This window comes from Arthrobacter sp. BI5 (assembly GCF_056680065.1).
Map to the genome: position 1 here is coordinate 2,061,700 of NZ_CM155264.1, position 16,275 is coordinate 2,077,974.

Annotated in this window: 13 protein-coding genes; 8 read left to right on the plus strand and 5 right to left on the minus strand. The window is 68.2% G+C overall.

From position 1 onward, the window contains the following. Positions 1-78: 78 nt before the first annotated feature. The 7 genes from AC1MED_RS09355 to AC1MED_RS09385 all read left to right on the plus strand — a co-directional run bounded on the left by AC1MED_RS09355 (position 79) and on the right by AC1MED_RS09385 (position 9,279). Entirely contained in the window at positions 79-2,157 is a 2,079-nt protein-coding gene (locus AC1MED_RS09355) for a helix-turn-helix transcriptional regulator (protein ID WP_479783078.1), read from the plus strand. A gap of 5 nt (positions 2,158-2,162) precedes the next feature. Then, positions 2,163-2,561 carry a hypothetical protein gene (locus tag AC1MED_RS09360; protein ID WP_479783079.1) on the plus strand — a complete coding sequence of 133 codons (399 nt, stop codon included), beginning with the start codon at positions 2,163-2,165 and terminating at the stop codon, positions 2,559-2,561. Positions 2,562-2,596: 35 nt separating this feature from the next. Beyond that, complete coding sequence (gene tatA, locus AC1MED_RS09365; RefSeq protein WP_346958073.1) at positions 2,597-2,866, plus strand: Sec-independent protein translocase subunit TatA; 270 nt, start codon at positions 2,597-2,599, stop codon at positions 2,864-2,866. Positions 2,867-2,914: 48 nt separating this feature from the next. Then, positions 2,915-3,709, plus strand: coding sequence for a twin-arginine translocase subunit TatC (gene tatC, locus AC1MED_RS09370; RefSeq protein WP_346958333.1), 795 nt, complete (start codon positions 2,915-2,917; stop codon positions 3,707-3,709). A gap of 24 nt (positions 3,710-3,733) precedes the next feature. Then, positions 3,734-6,637, plus strand: a complete 2,904-nt coding sequence (locus tag AC1MED_RS09375; protein ID WP_479783080.1) for a DEAD/DEAH box helicase — start codon at positions 3,734-3,736, stop codon at positions 6,635-6,637. Positions 6,638-6,721: 84 nt separating this feature from the next. Continuing rightward, on the plus strand, positions 6,722-8,395 hold the full coding sequence (locus AC1MED_RS09380; RefSeq protein ID WP_479783081.1) for an amidohydrolase: 1,674 nt from the start codon (positions 6,722-6,724) through the stop codon (positions 8,393-8,395). A 146-nt stretch (positions 8,396-8,541) separates the two neighbouring features. After that, complete coding sequence (locus AC1MED_RS09385) at positions 8,542-9,279, plus strand: polyprenol monophosphomannose synthase (RefSeq protein ID WP_346958070.1); 738 nt, start codon at positions 8,542-8,544, stop codon at positions 9,277-9,279. A 77-nt stretch (positions 9,280-9,356) separates the two neighbouring features. On the opposite strand, the gene AC1MED_RS09390 is transcribed toward AC1MED_RS09385, so the two are convergent. From AC1MED_RS09390 to AC1MED_RS09410, 5 genes are all read right to left on the minus strand, one after another. Next, positions 9,357-10,562, minus strand: coding sequence for an IS30 family transposase (locus AC1MED_RS09390; protein WP_479786569.1), 1,206 nt, complete (start codon positions 10,560-10,562; stop codon positions 9,357-9,359). Between the two features lie 328 nt (positions 10,563-10,890). Beyond that, entirely contained in the window at positions 10,891-11,238 is a 348-nt protein-coding gene (locus AC1MED_RS09395; RefSeq protein ID WP_026266329.1) for an RNA polymerase-binding protein RbpA, read from the minus strand. Between the two features lie 293 nt (positions 11,239-11,531). Further along, a complete protein-coding gene (locus AC1MED_RS09400; protein WP_346958069.1) occupies positions 11,532-12,488 on the minus strand; it encodes an SPFH domain-containing protein in 957 nt (318 codons plus the stop codon). Positions 12,489-12,619: 131 nt separating this feature from the next. Then, positions 12,620-13,081, minus strand: coding sequence for an NfeD family protein (locus AC1MED_RS09405; protein WP_479783083.1), 462 nt, complete (start codon positions 13,079-13,081; stop codon positions 12,620-12,622). A gap of 124 nt (positions 13,082-13,205) precedes the next feature. Continuing rightward, positions 13,206-14,069, minus strand: a complete 864-nt coding sequence (locus tag AC1MED_RS09410; RefSeq protein ID WP_479783084.1) for a methyltransferase domain-containing protein — start codon at positions 14,067-14,069, stop codon at positions 13,206-13,208. Positions 14,070-14,179: 110 nt separating this feature from the next. On the opposite strand from AC1MED_RS09410, the gene AC1MED_RS09415 reads away from it, so the two are divergent. Continuing rightward, complete coding sequence (locus tag AC1MED_RS09415; RefSeq protein WP_479783085.1) at positions 14,180-16,270, plus strand: S9 family peptidase; 2,091 nt, start codon at positions 14,180-14,182, stop codon at positions 16,268-16,270. The last annotated feature ends 5 nt before the right edge of the window (positions 16,271-16,275 follow it).

Below are 16,275 nucleotides of genomic sequence, written 5' to 3' on the forward strand. Positions count from 1 at the left end.
GGTAACAATCGGAAAGTTCTTCCGGCTGTTACCGCGCTTTCTCCGTTTTGGCGGCGGGGACTTTAGTACCCTTGCGGAGTGTCCGCCTCACGTACTGAACGACTCCTGAACCTGCTCATCGCGCTGCTCAACACCAAGTACGGTCTGCGCCGCAGCGAACTGCGCCACAACGTTTACCATGACACCACCAGCTCAGAGGCAGCCTTCGGCCGCATGTTCGAGCGGGACAAGGGTGAGCTCCGCCGCTTCGGCTTCGACGTGGAGACCGTCACGGACAAGGGCTGGGGCTCCGACGATCCGGCCACCACCAGGTACCGGATCGGCAAGGAATCCAACCGGCTCCCGGACGTCAGCCTCACCCCGGCCGAGTGCACCGTCCTGATCCTCGCGGCGCAGCTCTGGGAACGGGCCGCCCTCGGGTCCGCCGCCCGTGACGCCGTCCGCAAGCTGCAGGCCGCCGGCGGCCTGCAGGACGCGGAGCTCCCCGCGGGCGTCCAGCCGCGCATCCGGCCGGCCGGTCAGGCCTTCGAGGATCTCGTCTCCGCCATCCACGCCCAACACCCGGTCAGCTTCAGCTACCTGGCCGGCAGCACCGGCCAGGAGCAGACGCGGACGGTCGAACCCTGGGGGCTGGGCAGCCGCTTCGGGCAGTGGTACCTCGTCGGCCACGACCGCGCCCGCAGTGACAAGCGGTTCTTCCGGCTGTCCCGGTTCACCTCCGCCGTCACCGTGCTGGACCAGGAGACTTTCACCCCGCCGTCGTCCTTCAATGTACGTGAGCAGCTCGCCGCGCTGCCCGAACTGCCGGTCCGGCACGCGATCATCGACGTCGCCCACGGTGCGCTGCTGGGCCTGCGCAAGCGTGCCGAGCCCTACACCGGGGACGACGGGCGCGGGGACGACGACGGCGGGACGCCCGGCGCCGCGGCCAACGGCGGCGACGGCACCACAGCGGCCGCAGCAGCACCGGCGTGCGCCGGCTTCGACCGGCTCAGCGTGCCCTACCGCGACGCGGAGACCCTGGCCGAGGAGCTGGCCTCCTACGGCGCTAAAGCCGTCGTCGTCGCACCCTCCGGGCTGCACGCCGCCGTCCGGAGGCGGCTGGCGGCCGCAGCCGCCTTCGCCGCGGCACCGGTGCCGCCGGTCGAGTTCCCCAGCGCGGGGCCGGCCAAGCGTCCGCGGAAACGCACCTCCGAAGACCAGCTCAAACGGATGCTGCAGCTGGTCCCGTTCCTGGTGCACAACCAGGGCCTGCATATCAGCGAGGTCGCTGCGCGGTTCGGCATCACCCGCAAGGAACTCGAAGACGACCTGCGCATCCTGATCTGCTCCGGCCTGCCCGAGGGCTACCCGGACGATCTGCTGGACATCCGGTGGGACGACGACCACGTCTACATCTTCGAGGACCTCGACCTGAAACGCCCGGTCCGGTTCAGCGTCGACGAGGCGTGCGCCCTGCTCACCGGGCTGGAGGCCCTCAACGGCCTGCCCGGACTCGCCGAAGGCGGCACCCTGGAGTCCGTCACCCTGAAGCTCATGGCCGCCGCCGGCGAGGAGGGCCTCAAGGCCGCTGCCTTGTCCGGCCCGGAGGTGGCGCCGGAGGACTCAGGCACACTCGAGACCGCACGCCAGGCAATCACCGCCGGCGCGCAGTTGCGGCTGAGCTATCTCTCGCCGCAGCGGGACGCCGTCACCGAACGCGACATCGACCCGCAACGGCTCTACTCGCTGGACAGCACCTGGTACCTCGAGGCGTACTGCCACTCCGCACAGGGCCTGCGCAATTTCCGGCTGGACCGCATCCAGAGCCTGCAGCCCAACGGACACCTGGTGTCCTCGACCGCCGCCCCTGCCGAAGGTTTCCCGGTCAAGCTTTTCACCCCCAACGACGACGACGCCGTGGTGGTCGTCGAACTGACCAGGCAGGGCGCCGGGCTCGCTGACGACTACTACGCCGAGCGGACGGCGGCGCTTCCCGACGGCCACATCCTCGCGGAAATCCGTTTCGGCAGCGCCGGCTGGCTGCCGATGTTCGTCGCCCAGCACGGCGGGGCCGTCCGCATCCTGCAGCCGCCCGGGCTCGCGGCTGCCACCAGGGACTGGCTTGACGCCGCCCTGGCCCGGTACGAGGACCACCCGGCACGCCAGCTAGACTGATCAGCATGCCTTGGTGGTCCTGGATCGTAATCTGGATAGCGCTCGTTGCGCTGTCCCTGTTGTTCTTCGGCGTGCTCGGCGTGCGGCTGTACCGGCAGTTCATGGCCACGGTCAAGGAGCTCGGCGAGGCGGGGGAGCGCTTCTCGGCCGTCGGGTCCCCGCCGCTTACCTCCGGTTCAGCCGCTGTTCATGTCGGCGTCGTAGGCTCGGACGGCGACGACGCGGGGGAAGGATCCGGACCGTCCGCGGTTCCGGGTTCGGCTGTTTTTGCCCCGCCCGCGTCGATGCGACATGATTACCATGCATCCAAAGTTGCCCGTCAGGAAGCTCGGCGGTTGCGCCGGATCCGGCGTAAAACGGAACGTGGCCAGCCCCAGGCGCTGCGCGACATCGAACTCCGTTAGACATAGGATGTATTCAAACGAAAGGACCACCCGGCATGAGGCTTGAAGGCTGGCATCTCATCATCATCATCGTCCTGGCACTGGTGCTTTTCGCAGCACCTAAGCTGCCGGGCATGGCCCGCAGCCTGGGCCAGTCGATGCGGATCTTCAAATCCGAGGTCCGCGAAATGAAGAAGGACGGCACGCCCGAGGCGCAGGCCGACTCCGACGCCGTTGAAGGCAAAGTCGTGAACCACCCCCGGTCCACCGGCACCGAGAGCCGCCCGGGCGAGGGAACCGACGTTCCGCCGCCGAACCGCGCCTAGAACCACATGGCAGTAACCATGAGCCGCCGATCGAACCCCGAGGGCCGGATGGCCCTTCTCGATCACCTCAAAGAGCTGCGGAACCGGCTCTTCAAGTCGGCGATCGCCGTCGTGCTGGGGACCGTCGTCGGCTTCCTCGTATACCAGCCGATGCTCGCGGCGCTGATCAAGCCGATCCGCGACCTGAACGAGCACGAGGGCCGGCAGGCGTCACTGAACTTCGACGGCGTCGCGAGTTCGTTCGACCTGATGATCCAGGTCTCCGTGTTCCTGGGCCTGATCGTCGCCAGCCCCGTCTGGCTTTACCAGCTCTGGGCTTTCATCGTGCCCGGACTGCACAAGAAGGAACGGCGGCTGGCGCTGTCGTTCGTGGCCGCGGCCGTGCCCCTGTTTGTCGGCGGCGTGCTGCTGGCCTGGCTGGTGCTGCCCAACGCGGTGCGGGTGCTCACCGAGTTCACCCCCTCCGGCGGCTCCAACTTCATCAGCGCCCAGGTCTACCTGTCCTTTGTACTGCGCCTGCTGCTCGCCTTCGGAATCGCCTTCCTGCTCCCGGTGGTCCTGTTCGGGCTGAACCTGGCCGGGCTGGTCAAGGGCCGGCAGCTGCTCAGGAGCTGGCGAATCACCGTGTTCCTGGTCTGCCTCTTCGCGGCCATGGCCGCCCCGGGCGCCGATGCGATGAGCATGTTCTACCTTGCCGTGCCCATGCTGATCCTGTTCTTCACCGCGATCGGTCTCTGCCTGCTCAACGACCGCCGGCGGGAGAAGCGCGCCGCCAAGGTTGCCGCCGAGACCGAAGCCACTGCGGACCAGGCGACTCCCAGCTCCGAGCTGGAGAATCTCTAGCGCTCAGCACACTAGGCTGGATGCATGTCCTCACTACCCGGGCCGGAGTCCCCGTCCGAGCGCTACCGTGCCAGCGCCGAGCGGGCCGCAGAAGCCAAAACCTACCTGGGCGGATTCACCCGTTCGCTCGCGTTCGATCTTGATCCCTTCCAGCGTGAGGCGTGCCTGTCCCTGCAGGCGGGCCGCGGGGTACTGGTGGCGGCACCGACCGGCGCCGGAAAAACGATCGTGGGCGAGTTCGCGATCTACCTGGCACTCCAGCGGGGCCTGAAGGCGTTCTATACAACGCCGATCAAGGCACTGAGCAACCAGAAGTACACCGAGCTGGCGGAGAAGTACGGCGCGTCGCAGGTGGGCCTGCTGACCGGCGACACCAGCATCAACGGCGAAGCTCCGGTGGTGGTCATGACCACCGAAGTGCTCCGCAACATGCTCTACGCCGACTCGGACACCCTGGACGACCTCGGCTACGTGGTGATGGATGAAGTGCATTACCTCGCCGACCGGTTCCGCGGCGCCGTGTGGGAGGAAGTCATTATCCACCTGCCCAGCGAGGTCCAGGTCGCCTCGCTCAGCGCCACGGTCTCCAATGCCGAGGAATTCGGCGCCTGGCTGGACACCGTCCGCGGCCAGACCGACGTGATCGTCTCCGAACACCGCCCCGTCCCGCTGTGGCAGCACGTCATGGTGGGGCGCAAGATCGTTGACTTGTTTGCCGGCGACACCAGCTTCGATGAGATCGCGCCCGCGGGCGAGGACAACGTCGCCGCCACCGCGGAACCCGCAAGTGCAGGCGGGGGCACGGCCATTACCGAGCGCGCCGGCTACGAGGTCAACCCGGAACTCCTTTCGATGGCGCGAGCCGAGAGCCAGATGAACTTCCGCGGCCGCTTCGGCCACGGCGGGCGGAACCAGCGCAACCGGCGCGGCCAGCGGGAGGAGGCTCCGCAGGGCGGCCCGCGCAGCCCCGTCCGGAAAGCCAGCCGCCCGCAGGTCATCGCCAGCCTGGACCGGATGGACCTGCTGCCGGCCATCACCTTCATCTTTTCGCGCGCCGGCTGCGACGCCGCCGTGGCGCAGTGCGTCTCCGCCGGGCTCTGGCTGACCACGGAGCAGGAACAGCTCATCATTGCCCGGCGGGTTGACGAGGCGGCCCAGGACATCCCCGCCGACGACCTGGACGTCCTGGGCTTCTGGAGCTGGCGCGACGGGCTGCTCCGCGGCCTCGCCGCACACCACGCCGGCATGCTGCCCACGTTCAAGGAAGTCGTGGAGAAACTGTTCGTGGACGGGCTGGTCAAAGCCGTGTTCGCCACCGAGACCCTCGCGCTGGGCGTCAACATGCCCGCGCGCTGCGTAGTGCTGGAGAAGCTCGACAAGTTCAACGGCGAGGCGCACGTCAACATCACTGCGGGGGAGTACACCCAGCTGACCGGGCGGGCGGGCCGCCGCGGGATCGACGTCGAGGGCCACGCCGTCGTGCTGTGGCAGCCGGGCACTGATCCGGCAGCCGTCGCGGGTCTCGCCTCGCGCCGGACCTACCCGCTGAACTCCAGCTTCCGGCCCACCTACAACATGTCCATTAACCTCGTGGCCCAGTTCGGCCGGCCCCGCGCCCGCGAAATCCTCGAGTCCTCCTTCGCCCAGTTCCAGGCGGACCGGTCCGTGGTCGGACTGGCCAAGCAGGTCCGCAGGCGGGAAGAATCCCTGGCCGGGTTCAGCAAAGCGATGACGTGCCACCTGGGCGATTTCACCGAATACTCCCGGCTGCGCCGGGCACTCTCCGACGCGGAGAACACCGCGTCGAAGGGCACCTCGCGGGCCCGGAAGTCGCTCACCGAGGACTCCCTGAGCCGGCTGCTGCCCGGCGACGTCGTTGACGTGCCGTCCGGCCGGGCGCCAGGCCTCGCCGTCGTGCTCAGCTCGGACCACCACTCCCGCGAGCCGCGGCCGGCGGTAATGACCCTGGACAACCAGCTTCGCCGGATCGGCCTGCACGATGTAGAGGGCCCGCTGGCCCCGATCACCCGGGTCAGGATCCCCAAGTCGTTCAACGCCAAGGTGCCGAAGTCCCGGCGCGATCTGGCCTCCTCGGTCCGCAACGCCATCCGGGAGAGCCGCCCGCCGGCACCGCCGAACCGGAATGAGGACTTCGGCCGCGCCGCCGCCCTGCCGAACATGGAGAAGAAGATCGCGGAACTGCGCCGCGAGCTGAGAGCCCACCCCTGCCACGGCTGCAGCGAACGCGAGGACCACGCCCGCTGGTCCGAGCGCTGGTGGAAGCTTCGCCAGGAAACCGACGGCCTGATCCGGCAGATCCAGGGCCGCACCAACACCATCGCCAAAACCTTCGACCGGGTCTGCGGGGTCCTCTCCAGCTATGGCTACCTGGAAACTTCGGACGCCGGGGTGCTTTCGATCAGCCCGGACGGCCAGCGGCTGCGCCGGATCTACGGGGAGAAAGACCTGCTGATTTCGCAGGCCCTCCGGCTGGGTGCCTTCAGCGACCTCGACGCCGCCGAAATAGCCGCCCTCGCCAGCGTCCTGGTGTACCAGGCCAAACGCGAGGACCGGGGCCTCCGGCCCAAAATGCCGAGCGTCTCGCTGGAGTCCGCCGTCGACATCGTGGTCCGCGAATGGTCGGCGCTGGAGGACGTCGAGGAAGCCAGCAAGCTGCCGCTGACCGGCGAGCCGGAACTCGGCCTCGTCTGGCCGATCTTCAAGTGGGCCAAGGGCCGGCACCTCCAGGAGGTGCTTAGCGGCACGGACCTGGCCGCGGGCGACTTCGTCCGCTGGGTCAAACAGGTCATCGACCTGCTGGACCAGCTGGCCAAGATCCCAGGCCTGGAACCGCGCGTGGCGCGGCTATGCGCTGATGCGATCACCCTGGTCAAACGCGGCGTCGTCGCCTACTCGGCCGTCGCCTGACCGCCCCCTGAAAGCCAACGCAGCCTTCCCTTCACCCTGCCCGATGCCACCGGCCCGGCCCCCAGCTACAAGGAGTTCCACACCATGACCGCTTCACCGTCCGAGGCTACCCAGGCACCGCGCAAGGTGACGCTGTACCGCAACGGCTCCGTCTACACCGCCGCGGATCCCTTCGCCACGGCCATGCTGGTCGACGGGGACACCGTCGCCTGGGTCGGTTCGGAACAAGCTGCCACGTCCATCGCCGACGCCTCGATGGAGGTCATCGACCTCCAGGGCGCCCTCCTGGCCCCGGGCTTTGTGGACTCGCACGTGCATCTGACCGAGACCGGGATCGCGCTGGACTCGCTGCAGCTGGGCGGCGTCCGCTCCGCGGCCCAGCTGCTCGACGCCGTCGCAGGCTTCTGCGTCTCCGCGTCCAGTGCCGGCGGCACGGTGCTGGGGCATGGCTGGGACGAGACGCTCTGGGACGATCCCACCCTGCCCAGCCGCGAAGAACTCGAACGCGCCGCCGGCGGCCGGCAGGTGTACCTCTCACGGGTGGATGTGCACTCGGCACTGGTCTCCGCCTCCCTGGCGACCGCCTCCGGCCTGGAGTCCCTTGACGGCTATGCCGCCGACGGGCAGGTCAAACGCGCCGCCCACACCGCCGCGCGGCTGGCCGCCCGGCAACTCCCGGCCGGCGCCTTGCGCGGCTACCAACAGGCCGCCCTGGCCGAGGCGGCCGCCAACGGCTACGTGGCCCTGGCGGAGATGGCCGCCCCGCACATCGGCAGCGTCGAGGACCTGCAGCTCGCCGCCAGCTGGAATGACGTGGACCGGACCGGCGGCGCTGTTCCCGAAGTCCTGCCCTACTGGGGCCAACTGGCCGGCTCGGTGGAACAGGCCCGGTCCATCCTGGACAGCCTGGGCGTGCCGGTCCTGGGCCTGGCCGGAGACTTGAACATGGACGGCTCGATCGGTTCCCGCACCGCCGCGTTGCGCAGCGACTACAGCGACGCGCCGGGGGAGCGGGGCACCCGTTACCTGTCCGTTGACGAAGCGGCGGCGCATCTTGCCGCGTGCTCGGTGTTGGGGATCCAGGCGGGTTTCCACGTGATCGGCGACGCCGGGCTCGACGCCGCGCTCGATGCTCTGGACCAGGCGGCCGCCGAAGTTGGGGAACAGCGCGTCCGCGCCGCCGGCCACCGTCTCGAGCACGTCGAAATCGCCGACCCGGCCGCCGTCGCGAGGCTGGCCAGGTATTCGGTCACGGTGAGCGCGCAGCCCGGCTTCGACGCCCTCTGGGGCGGGGAGGAGAGCCTCTACGCCCAGCGGCTCGGCTCCCGCCACACGGCCATGAACCCGTTCGGCTCCTTCTACTCCGCCGGGGTTCCGGTTTGCTTCGGCAGTGACAGTCCCGTCACCGCGCTGCGGCCCTGGTCCAGCGTTCGCGCCTGCCTGGAACACCACAACGCCGACGAGCGGATCTCGGCCCGCGCCGCCTTCCTGGGCCACACCCGGGCCGGCTGGCGGGCAGCCCGCTACCGGAACCCGATGGCCGGCCAACTCGTCCCCGGCGCCCCGGCCAGCTTCGCGGTCTGGGAAGTCGAAGAGCTGATGGTCCAGGTGGCCGACGGCCGGGTCCAGTCCTGGAGCACGGACCCGCGCGCCCGGACACCGCTGCTGCCCGCCCTGGACACCGGCAACGACCCGGTCTGCCTGCAGACCGTGCGGGACGGCGTCGAGCTCTTCAACAACGGCTCGCTCGGACGCTAAGCCGCCCGCCGGGTGTGCCCCGCGCCACCCGGGCCGAACACGGGCAGCCGCCCGGCGGCTGTCTATAATGGGAAGCTGTGCCCGTCGTCGGCTAATAACCGGCCGTTCCGGCCTACCGACCGCTCCCTTCAAGGAAAGGCCCCGCTGTGCGCGTCCTCACGATCATCCCGACCTACAACGAGCTGGAATCGTTGCCCAAGACCCTTGGGCGTCTCCGCACTGCCGTGCCGGCCTCCGACGTCCTGGTCGTTGACGACAACAGCCCCGACGGCACGGGCCAACTGGCGGACAGCATCGCGGCCGAGGACAGCCAGGTCCACGTCCTGCACCGTGAAGGCAAGGCCGGCCTCGGGGCGGCGTACATCGCCGGTTTCAAATGGGGCTTGGACGCCGGCTACGACATCCTCGTGGAGATGGATGCCGACGGATCGCACAAGCCCGAGCAGCTGCCCCAGCTGATCGAGGCCGTGGAGCAGGGCGCGGACCTCGCCATGGGTTCACGCTGGGTCCCGGGCGGCAGCGTCGTGAACTGGCCGCTGTACCGGCAGGCCATCTCCCGGGTCGGCAGCACCTACGCGCGGATCATGCTGGGCGTGAAAATCAAGGACGTCACCGGCGGTTTCCGCGCGTTCCGCCGGACCACCCTGGAAAAGCTCAACCTGGATTCAGTGGACTCGGTTGGCTACGGCTTCCAGGTGGATCTGGCCTGGCGGGTGGCCAAGCTGGGCCTGAATATCGTTGAACGGCCCATTACGTTTGTGGAGCGCGAGCTGGGCGCCTCGAAGATGAGCGGCAACATCGTGGTCGAGGCCATGATCAACGTCACCAAATGGGGCCTCACTGCCCGCTGGAACACGCTCAGCCGGAAGCTCGGCCGCAAGTAGGACCAGCCGACACCAAAAAGGCCGGGCCGGCACCTCGTTGAGGGGCGCTTTCTAGGGGTCGTTGCAACACCTGTTGGTTAGGTGGTTAGTAGTAAATCACGCAAACGCTCGGCTGGAGTTTTCCAGCCGAGCGTTTTGCGTGGGCGGCCGTTGAGTTCCTGGGCGACGTGTTCGAGGTCTTCGGGTCCGTAAACGGAGAGATCAGTGCCTTTGGGGAAGTACTGGCGCAGCAGCCCGTTGGTGTTCTCGTTGGAGCCTCGTTGCCATGGGCTTGCGGGGTCGCAGAAGTAGACCTGCATGTCGGTGGCCATGGTGAAGGATTTGTGTCCTGCCATTTCGGCCCCCTGGTCCCAGGTCAGAGAGCCGCGCAGGTGCTCGGGCAAGGTAGCCATGGTCTTGATTAGTCCGTCGCGGACTGTCTCGGCGGTGTGGTCATTCGGGAGGTGAACGAGCATCACGTAGCGGGTGGTGCGTTCGACCAGGGTCGCGATCGCTGACTGGTTGTGAGCGCCGGTGATGAGGTCTCCTTCCCAGTGGCCTGGGATGGCGCGGTCCTCAATTTCCGGCGGGCGCTCGGAAATCATGACCATCGGGTCCACAAACCTCGGGGTTCGCTGCTCACCGCTTTTCTGAGGTTTGCGGCGGGTCCGGCCGGTGCGGAGCGCTGCCTGCACCTCACGTTTGAGCCCTCCTCGCGCCTGGATGTAGAGGGCCTGATAAATCGTCTCTGGGCTCACGCGCATCTCCGGGTTGTCGGGGAACTCTTCGACCAGCGTGCGGCTGATTTGTTCCGGTGACCAGCGTATGAGCAGTTTGCCCTTCACGTAGTCGCGCAGGTCCGAGTCGACGGAGAGTTTGGCTGTTTTCGGCCGTGCCCGCCGGGCAGCGGCTTTCCGGTGAGCCCCGTGGGGCAGGTAGCCCATCACCGCGTCGGTGTTCCGGCGCAGCTCGCGGCTGATCGATGACGGTGCACGGCCCAGAGTTAGTGCGATTGCCCTGATCGAGGACCCTGCGGCCTGCAGATCCCTGATCAGTTCCCGCTCCTGCACATTCAGGAACCGCGGATCGATGGGCTTCTCCAGCGCCGACACCGGCATCGGAGGAACGGGCACCATTCCGGGCGCAGCAGCGGGCGTGGTCATTGTGGTCACACCTTGTTTGTAATCGACTAGGCGCCCATCCGAGTAAATGCGTCGACCGTTGGACTTACGGATCCCGAGGTCCCACTCCGCCGCGGTCTTAGGATGCACGCCTACCGCCGAGGCCGCCTCCCGCCGGTTCACGCCGGTACCGCGCAGCCGGAAGTACTCATCCCGCCCCGGGTGAGGAGAAGCCCCCGGTTTCCCATGACTTTTCAAGCCGGCTTTACGGACCCAGGCGGCGCAGGTGTCGGGACTGAATCCGAGTTCCCTGGCCGCTGCCCGCGTGCTCCTAAGCCGGTCGAACACGATGAAGAACTGATCCTTCTGGTCCTGCGTGTATTTCTTGCTGGCTCGTGGTTTCCCCGTTAACGACGACACGGTCGTTGCAACTCCCAAAAGTTCTGGGTGTTGCAACGACCGCTAGAAGCCAAGAGGTGCCGGCCCGGCCTTTTGACGCGGGGACGGCTGTCTAGGCAGAACGCCGTTCGCCGCGGCGTTCACGCAGGATGGTGAGACGGTCTTCCAGGATCTGCTCAAGCTCCGGCAGGGAGCGCCGTTCCAGCAGCATGTCCCAGTGCGTGCGCACGGCCTTCTCGTTGCTGTTAACGGGACGTTCGCCGTCGACCAGCAGCGCTTCCTTGCCGGTCTTCGAAACCCAGACCGGGGGAATCTCCGCTTCGGAGGAGAAGGTCACGAACACCTGCTCGCCGTCCTCGCAGCGGTACTCAACGCGCTGGCGCGGAGCCGGCTCGACACCGGATTCGGTCTCCATGCTCTGTGCGCCAAGGCGCATACCCCGCAGGCTGCGATCGCTCATCTTTTCTCCCTTATGATCGGTTCGCAGGGCCAAGCCCTGCGCTAGCCGGGGGCCACCAGGACCACGCCGGACTACTTTTGCATGCGTTTTGCGTGGCGTTCACCACTGCCGAAATCGTCAGTAGATATAACGCGCCGCGAAGCGTAATTGTTCCGGCAGGCTGAACCGTCCGGACAAATAACCCACTATACGCGGGAGAGCCGCTACGGGTAAAGCCGGACCGCGCAGGGAGGCACCCGCCCGGCGGGTGCCTCCCTGGTCATCCGCAGCTTTGGTGCCGCTGCCCGCCCGGCTCAGGGCTCCGGCGTCGAGCCGGTCGAAGCTGCCGGCGACGGCGTGCCGGACATTCCGGCGGGAGCCTCCGCACGCGGGTCCGGGTTGGTACCGCCCAGGACGCTGCCGATGCCCTTAAGCGCCTCGCCGACCTCGCTGGGAATGATCCACAGCTTGTTGGAGGTGCCTTCGGCCAGCTTCGGCAGCGTCTGCAGGTACTGGTAGGCCAGGAGCTTCTGGTCCGGGTTGCCCTTGTGGATGGCGTCGAAGACCTTCTGGATGGCCTGGGCCTCGCCGTCGGCCCGCAGGATTGCCGCCTGGGCGTCACCTTCGGCTTTCAGGATGGAGGACTGCCGCTGGCCTTCGGCAGTCAGGATCGCGGACTGCTTGGTGCCCTCGGCGGTCAGGATCGCGGCGCGGCGGTCCCGCTCGGCGCGCATCTGCTTCTCCATCGAGTCCTGGATGGAGTGGGGCGGATCAATGGCCTTGAGCTCCACCCGGGAGACACGGATACCCCAGCGGCCGGTCGCCTCGTCCAGCACGCCGCGCAGCTGTCCGTTGATCTGGTCGCGGGAGGTCAGCGCCTCCTCGAGGTTCAGCCCGCCCACCACGTTGCGCAGCGTGGTGGTGGTGAGCTGTTCGACGGCCTGGATGTAGTTGGCGATCTCGTAGGTGGCTGCCCGCGCATCGGTGACCTGGAAGTAAACGACCGTGTCGATGGACACCACAAGGTTGTCCTCGGTGATCACCGGCTGCGGCGGGAAGGAGACCACCTGTTCGCGCAGGTCGAGCAGGGGCAACAGCCGGTCAACGAAAGGAATCAGGATGGTCAGGCCCGGGTTCAGCGTCCGCTGGTACTTGCCCAGGCGCTCCACGACGCCGGCACGCGCCTGCGGCACGATCCGCACCGAGCGCACCAGCACGATTATTACGAACGCAACGAGTACCAGCAGCACTATTGCGACTGCGATATCCATACATCACCTTTTCCCCAGTTATGTGGTTCTGCTTTGTTGGGCGGCAGCCTGGCTGCCGCTGGTCCTGCGGCCGGTGGCGGCTGCAGGAAGATCGTGTCCCGGACGGGCAGGTTCTCCAAGGGGCCGGGTTGTTACTTCCCGGCCTGGTCCGGCTGCGGGATGACGACGGCGGTGGCGCCGTCGATGGCACGGACGACGGCGTGCTGCCCGGGGGCGATGACGCCGGATTCGTAACGGGCGCTCCAGACATCGCCGCCGATCTTGACCAGGCCCCCGTTGGCGCTGACGGACTCAACAACGAGGGCGGATTCACCGATCAGGCGTTCGACGTTGCTGCGCTGGTCTGCCGGGCTGCTGCGCAGGTGCTTGAGGGCCACGGGCCGCACAAAACCGATCATCAGCAGGGAGACGACGCTGAAGACGACAATCTGCAGCCAGAAGTCGGCGCCGGCGAAGGCGGCGACCAACCCGGCAAGGGCACCGCCGCCGAGCATGATGAAGAAGAGGTCGAGGGTGAGCATTTCCACCACGGCAAACACCAGGAAGACTGTGAGCCACAGTGCCCACCAGTTTTCAGCCAGCCATTCGAACATCGTTCCCCCTTAGCTCCGCCCGGGAGCTGCGAGCGCAGACCCTCCGTAAGCTGGTTCCATCCTAAGCCGGACGGCCGGGAGGGGGACAGGCTGCCGGCATCAGCGGCCTAACGTGGCCAACTCGTTATGCGGATCCGGCCCCCACGGGACGCGGTTCGAAGACGCTGATCCGGAACCGGGCGGACACGGCGGAGCGGGACGGCAGGCCGGTCACCCTGGCCGCGAGGGCTTCGCGGTCCAGGTGGTGCCCGGCAGGCCCCATCAGGGCGAGGCTCGCGACGTCGGCTGGCGCCAGGGCCAGCATCAGGTCCAGTTCCCGGACCTCGCAGGCCACGAAATGCCCGGCCAGCGACGCGGCGAGGCGTTCTTCCTTGGCCGGTTCGATGCCCAGCATTCCGGTTTGCCCGGCAATCTCGGCCAGGTGCCCGGGCCTGGGCGTGACGACGATCAGCCGCCCGCCCGGGCGGATTACACGGGCGAACTCGGCGGCATTGCGCGGCGCGAAGACCACGGTGACGACGTCGACGGACCCGTCCGCCAGCGGAAGCGGTTGCCACACATCGGCGACGAGGTTAACCGCCTCCGGGTTCAGCCGGGCCGCCCGGCGCAACGCGAACTTGGAGATGTCCACGCCGACGGCCGCGGCCGGGACGCGGTCCAGCACGGCGCGCAGGTAGTGCCCGGTGCCGGTGCCGGCATCCAGGACTGCGGCGTCGTCGAAGGTGAGGAGCGGCGCGGCAAGCTCGGCGACAGCCTCGGCCAGTTCGCGGTAGTGCCCGGCGGACAGGAAGTCGAAGCGGGCCGCGACCATGTCCGCGGTATCCGCTTCGAAGACGGTGCCTTTGCCGGTCAGGAAGTTGAAGTACCCCTGCCTGGCGGCGTCGAAGCTGTGCCCGGCGGGGCATACCAGCGAGCGGCCGCCGCTGCCTGCCGCGAAGGGGCTCCGGCAGACGGGGCACACGAGGGCGGCGAGCGGAGCAGCGGGCATAGAGTCCATCGTAGGGCCGGGACGTTTTCCCGGGCACCGTGATCCGCGGGCCGCGCCGTGCCGGTGTGAGGTATTTCACCTCGGTGGCGGCAAGGGCTAGGCTCGCAATCGTGAAATCCGAACATTTGCCCCTGCTCAAGTCCGTTTCCGCGCCCGCCGTGCACCCGGACGGCTCCCGGGCCGTCGTGTCCGTGGTCCGCCCCGATTTCGACGCCGACGCCTATGTGGGCCAGTTGTGGAGCGTGCCGCTGGACCCGGCACTGCGGCCGCGCCGGCTGACCCGCGGCTTCCGCGACACCGCACCGGAGTTTTCCCCGGACGGCCAGGTGCTCGGATTCCTCCGCGCCGCCGCCGGCGGCAAACCGCAGCTGCATTTGGTCGAGGCCTCCGGCGGGGAACCGGTGCCGCTGACGGATGCGCCGCTGGGTGTCAGTGCCTTTGCCTGGTCCCCGGATTCGCGCGGCATCGTCTTCAGCGCCAGGACTCCCGAGGAGGGCCGCTACGGCACGGTTGACGGTGTCTCCGCCGGAGCCGAGGATGCCCGCCTGATAACTGATTATCAATACCGGATGAACGGCGTCGGCTACACCGCGGACAAACCGCTGCAGCTCTTCGTCGTCGCGGTCCCCGACCTGGACGAGGAACCACCGGTACCTCCCGCCGGCCGGGCGCTCAAGGCAGCCAAGGCCGCCACGGCCGCCGACGCAGCCGACGGCGGCAAGGGCGACCGGAGCCTGCCGGAGGCGCGCCAGCTGACCACGGCCGCGACCGACCACAACGGTGCCAGCTACAGCGCCGACGGCAGCGCCGTGTTCTTCACCGCCGCCCTGCACGAGGACAGCGACAACGACCTGGTCAGCGGGATCTACCGGGTTCCGGTTGCTGCCGGGGCGGCCGGCGACGGCCCCGAGGCCGTGGTCCCCGCCAACACCGGCAACACCGGCGGGCTGTCCGTCGCGGCCGTCCGGCAGAGCCGGGACGGCAGATGGCTCTACTTCGCGGCTCAGGACCTGGGCACCGAGGGTAAGGACTTCGTGGCCCGCAACACGGCGCTGTACGTCATGCCTGCGGGCGGCGGGGATGCCGTCGCGCTGAGCGACGCGGAGACGATGGACCTTGGCGGCACCCTGGAGCTTCGCGGTACGGACGGCGTCCTGGTGCTGAACAACTCCCGTGGCACCGTGCAACTTCTGGAATTCGGGCCCGAGGGCCAACGCAACGTGCTGCTCGACGGCGGGCACGTGGTCACCGGCGCGGCCGAGGCCGGGGGCGCGTTGCTGCTGAGCTACAGCGATGCGGAGACCGCCGGTGACGTCGCAGTCCTCGAGGGCGGCCGGCTCCGGGTCCTCAGTGACTTCTCGGCCCCGCTGCGGGCCGAAGCGGGGATCATCACCCCGCAGGAACTCACCTTCGCGTCCGGGGACGGTTATCCGGTGCACGGCTGGCTGGTCAGACCGGCGGGCGACGGACCGCACCCGGTGCTGCTGAACATCCACGGCGGCCCCTTCGCCCAGTTCACCGGCGCGCTGTTCGACGAGGCCCAGGTGTACGCGGCGGCCGGCTACGCGGTGCTTATGTGCAACCCGCGCGGCTCTGCCGGTTACGGCCAGGCCCACGGCCGCTCCATCAAGGAACGCATGGGAACGGTGGACATGCAGGACGTCCTGGCCTTCCTGGACGGGGCGCTGGCGAAGTTTGAAGAGCTCGACGCGGACGCCCTGGGCATCATGGGCGGATCCTACGGCGGCTATCTGACGGCCTGGACCATCAGCCACGACCACCGCTTCAAGGCCTCGATCGTGGAGCGCGGCTTCCTGGATCCGGTGAGCTTCACCGGCTCCTCGGACATCGGCTGGTTCTTCGGCGGCGAATACACCGGCCGCACCCCGGAGCAAATGGCAGCGCAGAGCCCGATGGCGCGGGTGGAACAGGTACGGACGCCCACCCTGGTCATCCACAGCGAGGAGGACCTGCGTTGCCCCGTGGAGCAGGGCCAGCGCTACTTCACCGCCCTCAAGCAACTGGGCGTCGAGGCTGCCTTCCTGGTCTTCCCGGGCGAGAACCACGAACTGTCGCGGTCCGGAACCCCGCACCACCGCCGGCAGCGCTTCGACCAAATCCTGCAGTGGTGGTCACGGCATCTTCCAACGGCGGCCAACCCCGCCCCGGACGGCCAGGCAGCGGCGCAACTGGCAGGCTAAAACGC

Coding starts and splice junctions, on each gene's coding strand:
- AC1MED_RS09380 (WP_479783081.1), top strand. CDS start 6,722: ATGACCGCTTCACCGTCCGAGGCTACCCAGGCACCGCGCAAGGTGACG.
- AC1MED_RS09400 (WP_346958069.1), bottom strand. CDS start 12,488: ATGGATATCGCAGTCGCAATAGTGCTGCTGGTACTCGTTGCGTTCGTA.
- AC1MED_RS09405 (WP_479783083.1), bottom strand. CDS start 13,081: ATGTTCGAATGGCTGGCTGAAAACTGGTGGGCACTGTGGCTCACAGTC.
- AC1MED_RS09360 (WP_479783079.1), top strand. CDS start 2,163: ATGCCTTGGTGGTCCTGGATCGTAATCTGGATAGCGCTCGTTGCGCTG.
- AC1MED_RS09375 (WP_479783080.1), top strand. CDS start 3,734: ATGTCCTCACTACCCGGGCCGGAGTCCCCGTCCGAGCGCTACCGTGCC.
- tatC (WP_346958333.1), top strand. CDS start 2,915: ATGGCCCTTCTCGATCACCTCAAAGAGCTGCGGAACCGGCTCTTCAAG.
- AC1MED_RS09395 (WP_026266329.1), bottom strand. CDS start 11,238: ATGAGCGATCGCAGCCTGCGGGGTATGCGCCTTGGCGCACAGAGCATG.
- tatA (WP_346958073.1), top strand. CDS start 2,597: ATGAGGCTTGAAGGCTGGCATCTCATCATCATCATCGTCCTGGCACTG.
- AC1MED_RS09410 (WP_479783084.1), bottom strand. CDS start 14,069: ATGCCCGCTGCTCCGCTCGCCGCCCTCGTGTGCCCCGTCTGCCGGAGC.